The following is a 5,086-nucleotide window of genomic DNA, read 5'->3' on the forward strand; positions in this document are numbered from 1 at the left end:
CTTTTTTTAACACGTCAAGCGCGTCTTTCGTATCCCGCAATTCACGGCGTAATCTGGCAATTTCTTTCTGCTCATCTGATTCGTAGTTGCCGGAACCTCTTACAACGATATCGCCGGAGTCACGAAGTTCTTTGCGCCACTTGGTCAAAGTGCTGTAACCGATGCCTAGGTTATTGGCGCAGCCACGCAAGCCAAGCTCCTTATGATCTTCGTAATATTGAATTGCGTCAAGTTTAAACTGTTTGTCATGTTGTTTAGCCATTCTGAAATCCTCCTCAAGATTAGGTACGTACATTGTACCATGTTATGGGCTCATTTAGGATTTCTCATTTTGACTTGTACTATTTATATTCTAACTCCAGAAGGAATCGAGCTGGGCGTTGAAAAAGGAGTAATAAAGACAGCAGTCAGCATGCTGAAGTTGAAGTTGCTGCTCGATGTAATCCATGAAGCCACAGAGCTCCCCATAGAGACAATCGAGAAACTGGCGGCAGAAAACAACATATCTATATGAATGAAAATGACGCCCATTTAAGCTTTACAAGAATCGGTCGATATATAGAACAGCAAAAGGATTTGGCTTCAAAGGGGAGGTGCAGACAATGGATATGAGTATCGCCGCAATGTCGGTGAACATGCATCAGAGCCAGGCCATGCAGGACATGGGCGTGGCTATCCTGAAAATGGCCATGGATACCACAGAGGTCGCCACCGAGGAAATGCTGGAGAAACTCTCCGTTGACCCTAATCTGGGCGCTATGGTGGATATCCAGGCTTGACTGGAAACCTGCTGTATCAGACTTAGGCCATGGTACAGCAGGTTTTTTCTATGGGCGTTTACTATGAAATTTGTCGTGAAGATGATATAATAGGTACCTATGATTTACGTAGTTAAGGAGTTTGATATAAGATGTATACGTTAAAAGTAGAGGGTGCCTTCGAGGCTGCCCATCATGTAACCGGTTATCCCGGCAAGTGTGCCCGCCTCCATGGCCATAACTGGGTGGTGGAAGCTGTGGTCAAAGGGAAGGAACTGGACGAGCTGGGCATGCTGGTGGATTTCAAGGTCATCAAGCAGACATTGAAGGATACGCTGGAGCGTTTCGACCATCGCTATCTCAATGAGCTGGAGCCTTTCAACAACGGTGTGAATCCCACGGCGGAGAATCTGGCCCGCATTATCTTTGAAGAGCTGGCTGGTCATGAAATCTTCCAGCGGGACAGCAAGCTGGCCGCTATCACGGTCTTTGAGTCGCCGAAGTCCAGTGTTACCTATACCGAGGATTGAGCCATGAAAGAAAATCTGATTGAGATATTTTCCTCCATTCAGGGAGAAGGCAAATATGTGGGCTGTCGTCAGGTGTTCGTGCGCCTGGAGGGCTGCAATCTGGACTGCACTTACTGTGATACGGAAAATGCGCCCGGCAGTCATCCAAAATGTGAAGTGGAAACCTATGCGGGCAGTCGGGAATTTGCCAGCCTGCCCAATCCCCGCTCAGCGGAACAGGTGGCCATGGAAATCAACCGCCTGTGCAAGGAGGTTCCGCATCAGGCGGTGAGCTTTACTGGCGGGGAACCGCTGCTGCATGCGGACTTCATCCGGGAAGTGGCCAAGGAAGTGAATGTGCCTATATTCCTGGAGACCAACGGGACTTTGCATAAGCAGCTGGCAAGCATTATCGATATTGCCGATATCATCAGCATGGATATCAAGCTGCCCAGCATCGTGAGTGCACCCCAGTGGGAAGCTCATCGGCAGTTCATCGAAATTGCGAAGGAAAAAGACCTGTATATCAAATTGGTGGTGGCAGAGGAAACCACGGAAGAAGAATTCCGCAGGGCCATTGACATAGTGGCGGAGACTGCTCCGGAAACACTGTTCATCATCCAGCCGGTAACGCCATATGGCGGCTGCAAGGCAGCCAGCCCGGAGAAAATCCTCATGTGCCAGAACTATGCGCTGACGAAACTGCAGGATGTGCGGGTCATTCCACAGACGCATAAAATGATCGGCCAGATTTAAGTTTTAACGGAATATGCCGATATATAGAATAGCACAAGGATGTGCCGCTTCATCCAATGGGGGAGGTGCAGGCAATGGATATGAGTATCGCCGCCATGTCGGTGAGTATGCATCAGAATCAGGCCATGCAGGATATGGGCGTGGCTATTCTGAAAATGGCTATGGATACCACGGAGGTAGCTGCTGAGGAGATGCTGGCAGAGTTGTCAGTTGATCCTAATCTGGGCACTATGGTGGATATCCAGGCTTGATGAAAAAGGGGACCGCGATTTCGTTCGCAGTCCCCTTTTTGTATATGGACAAAATGGTAAAACAAAAGACCGCCTTTCAGCGGTCTGTAAATATCTCATGGTGGAGACAAGGAGGATCGAACTCCTGACCTCTTGCATGCCATGCAAGCGCTCTCCCAGCTGAGCTATGCCCCCGTGATGTTCGCTCTTGCGCCATCAACGAATATTAGTATACGGGATAATGTCATTTATGTCAACACCATTTTTAATTTTTTTTTCAAATTTTTTTCAGCAGGGAAATATGATACAATGGATAATACAGAATGAAAGAGACAGTAAGGAGTTTTACAACAATGGAAAAACAGGATATCCCCAATCTGCAATGGTTTCCGGGGCATATGAAGAAGGCTCAGCGCTTGATTGAAGAAAATCTGAAACTGGTGGATGTGGTCATTGAACTTTTGGATGCCCGCATTCCTCTGAGCAGTGCCAATCCCATGCTGGCGGAAATCATCAAGGATAAGCCACGCATGATTGCCCTCAATAAATCGGATTTGGCGGATAGCGTCAGCACAAAGAAATGGCTGGATTATTTCAAGGCACAGGGTGTGCCTGCCGTGACCATTGATTCCATGAAGGGCAAGGGCATGAAACAGCTCGTGAAGGTGGCGGAAGATTTAGCGCGTCCCAAGACGGAGAAATTTGTCAGCAAGGGGGCAAAGCCCCGGGCTGCTCGCTGCATGATTCTGGGCATTCCCAATGTGGGCAAATCTTCTTTGATTAATCGTCTGGCTGGTGCCGTAAAGGCCAAGGCCGCCGATAAGCCCGGTGTGACAAGAGCCAAGCAGTGGATCAAGATTGGCACGAATCTGGATTTGCTGGATACGCCGGGGATTCTCTGGCCGAAATTTGAAGATCAGACCGTGGGCCTCAAGCTTGCCTTTACAGGGGCCATCAATGATGATATCTATGACCGCGAACAGGTGACGGCACTTCTTCTGGGCATTATGCGCCGGGATTATCCGGAGCGTCTGGCTGAACGTTTCAAGCTCAAGGGGGATGTACCGGAAAATGGTCTGGAAATCCTGGAACTCATCGGCCGCAAGCGTGGCTGCCTCGTCAAAGGCGGCGTGGTAGATCTGGAAAAGGCCCAGAACATCGTCCTGAATGAATTCCGGGCAGGGAAACTTGGTCTGGTGACCTTGGACGAAGTTCCCGCAGAAGATGGAGAAAAAAACATTGAATGATTTAAAGAATTATACGATAAAACAAGTAGAGGAGTTTTTTGCTCAGGGGCAGGTGGATGAAGAATTCTTAGCCGCCTGTCAGCAGGACAGCCGCAAGGCCGTGGGCACCCTGCTGCGCCGCTATCAGCGGGAACAGGCAGACAGGGAGAGGGTGGCTGCCCTCTACAGTTATGAGCGGGAGTTCTGGGCAAAAGGCTGTGAATTCGTGGCGGGGGTGGATGAAGCCGGCCGCGGCCCGCTCGCAGGTCCAGTGTCAGTGGCGGCAGTGATCCTGCCTCACGATCTGTATCTGCCGAAAATCAATGATTCCAAGAAGATTTCGGCGAAAGTCCGGGAAGAGCTTTATGATGAGATCATGGACAAGGCCATTGCGGTCAAAGCTGCTTTTGTGGATGCCAGGACCATTGACCGGGTGAACATCTACCAGGCCACCATCAATGGCATGTATGAATCCATCTTTGGGCTTACGCAGGAGCCGCAGGCCGTGCTGATTGATGCAGTGAAGCTGGAGAATCTGAATGTGCCGTCCTTGTCCATCATCAAGGGCGATGCCAAGTCTGCTTCCATTGCAGCGGCGTCCATTATCGCCAAGGTCAATCGTGATCGCTTGATGGATGAATATGATAAAGAGTATCCTGAGTATGGTTTTGCTCATCATAAAGGATATGGCACGGCAGAACATATTGCGGCTTTGCGGCAGTATGGCCCCTGTCCTATCCATCGTCATTCCTTTGAGCCGGTTCGTTCCATGTCAGATCCGCAGTTTGAGGTACCGCTTTAAGCCGTCAGTCAATTTTTTAGAAAAGGTGTGATGGGAAATGCCAATGGAAACCTCCATGAATGTGGGAATTCGCCCGATAGACAGGCCACAGGCCGCTGGCTCCGTGGAAGGAGTGGGCCGGCGGGGAGATGGTGGTAGTTCTTCAGAGGCATTTAGTCCCAAAACAAATGTGTCCATTCAGAATGCTGTAGACGATATGGCAGGAATCTTGGCCAAAATTTCCAGCAATCAGGCGGAAACCGTGGAGAAAATGCCGGCCGATCTGCAGAAGTTGATTCAGAATGTCATGAAACAGGCTTTTTCCCTGGAGGAAACTTTGGCACAGGGGCTGGGCAGTACGTTGGAAAGCCAGCGCTTTTCGATGGAACAACTGAGTTCTTTTTCACGGATGCTTACACAGATGGGAAAGCTTATTGACAGGGGAATGAATTTGGAAGTTAGTGATACGATGCAGGTATTGCTGACTAATTTGAAGAATATTACCAACACAGAGCAAGGGTCAGCTCTTGAACCAGTGCTTTTGACGAAGGCGGCCTTTGAACTTTTGGATAATAAACCGTTCACGGAACTGCCTAGAGAAGTTCAACAAATTTTGCTTGCTTTGCAGCCGCAGGGGATGACTGCTTCTTTGCAGAATGCCGAGGGAAATTCCTTGACTTTTCTGAAGCAATTGGTGCAGTATTTTATGCCCAGACCCGCTATTGGTGGCGAAATGGCAGGAATGCTGCAGAATCAGCAGTCAATGCAGGGGCAGCCTATGCCGCAGACAGGCCAGTCAGCAGTACAGCAGCCGATGCAGGGACAG

Annotated in this window: 7 protein-coding genes, 1 tRNA gene and 1 pseudogene; 7 read left to right on the plus strand and 2 right to left on the minus strand. The window is 49.5% G+C overall.

Translation table 11 applies throughout. The features are described 5' to 3' along the window. On the minus strand, positions 1-262 hold a 262-nt coding region (locus BUB68_RS14940), incomplete at its 3' end, for a transposase (protein ID WP_081372001.1). A gap of 340 nt (positions 263-602) precedes the next feature. Here BUB68_RS14940 and BUB68_RS12350 point away from each other — a divergent pair. The 4 genes from BUB68_RS12350 to BUB68_RS12365 all read left to right on the plus strand — a co-directional run bounded on the left by BUB68_RS12350 (position 603) and on the right by BUB68_RS12365 (position 2,274). Next, positions 603-779, plus strand: coding sequence for a YjfB family protein (locus BUB68_RS12350; RefSeq protein ID WP_073091897.1), 177 nt, complete (start codon positions 603-605; stop codon positions 777-779). Positions 780-910: 131 nt separating this feature from the next. Continuing rightward, positions 911-1,288: a 6-carboxytetrahydropterin synthase QueD gene (queD, locus tag BUB68_RS12355; RefSeq protein WP_073091899.1), complete on the plus strand. Its 378-nt coding sequence runs from the start codon at positions 911-913 to the stop codon at positions 1,286-1,288. A 3-nt stretch (positions 1,289-1,291) separates the two neighbouring features. After that, positions 1,292-2,023, plus strand: a complete 732-nt coding sequence (locus BUB68_RS12360; RefSeq protein ID WP_073091902.1) for a 7-carboxy-7-deazaguanine synthase QueE — start codon at positions 1,292-1,294, stop codon at positions 2,021-2,023. A 74-nt stretch (positions 2,024-2,097) separates the two neighbouring features. Beyond that, positions 2,098-2,274, plus strand: a complete 177-nt coding sequence (locus BUB68_RS12365) for a YjfB family protein (protein ID WP_073091904.1) — start codon at positions 2,098-2,100, stop codon at positions 2,272-2,274. Positions 2,275-2,372: 98 nt separating this feature from the next. Here BUB68_RS12365 and BUB68_RS12370 read toward each other — a convergent pair. After that, positions 2,373-2,448, minus strand: a tRNA-Ala gene (locus BUB68_RS12370). Between the two features lie 158 nt (positions 2,449-2,606). Here BUB68_RS12370 and ylqF point away from each other — a divergent pair. From ylqF to BUB68_RS15315, 3 genes and pseudogenes are all read left to right on the plus strand, one after another. Next, positions 2,607-3,500, plus strand: coding sequence for a ribosome biogenesis GTPase YlqF (gene ylqF, locus BUB68_RS12375; RefSeq protein WP_073091907.1), 894 nt, complete (start codon positions 2,607-2,609; stop codon positions 3,498-3,500). Then, complete coding sequence (locus tag BUB68_RS12380; protein WP_081372002.1) at positions 3,493-4,281, plus strand: ribonuclease HII; 789 nt, start codon at positions 3,493-3,495, stop codon at positions 4,279-4,281. The genes ylqF and BUB68_RS12380 overlap by 8 nt, the downstream gene beginning before the upstream one ends. Before the next feature lie 37 nt (positions 4,282-4,318). After that, positions 4,319-5,086: pseudogene (locus BUB68_RS15315) on the plus strand (hypothetical protein); the annotation flags it as partial.

Source organism: Pseudoselenomonas ruminantium (genome assembly GCF_900142515.1).
GTDB classification, from domain to species: domain Bacteria; phylum Bacillota; class Negativicutes; order Selenomonadales; family Selenomonadaceae; genus Selenomonas_A; species Selenomonas_A ruminantium_D.

Excerpts from the sequence above, each read along its gene's own strand:
- queD (WP_073091899.1), top strand. The coding sequence starts at position 911 with ATGTATACGTTAAAAGTAGAGGGTGCCTTCGAGGCTGCCCATCATGTA.
- ylqF (WP_073091907.1), top strand. The coding sequence starts at position 2,607 with ATGGAAAAACAGGATATCCCCAATCTGCAATGGTTTCCGGGGCATATG.
- BUB68_RS12350 (WP_073091897.1), top strand. The coding sequence starts at position 603 with ATGGATATGAGTATCGCCGCAATGTCGGTGAACATGCATCAGAGCCAG.
- BUB68_RS12360 (WP_073091902.1), top strand. The coding sequence starts at position 1,292 with ATGAAAGAAAATCTGATTGAGATATTTTCCTCCATTCAGGGAGAAGGC.
- BUB68_RS12365 (WP_073091904.1), top strand. The coding sequence starts at position 2,098 with ATGGATATGAGTATCGCCGCCATGTCGGTGAGTATGCATCAGAATCAG.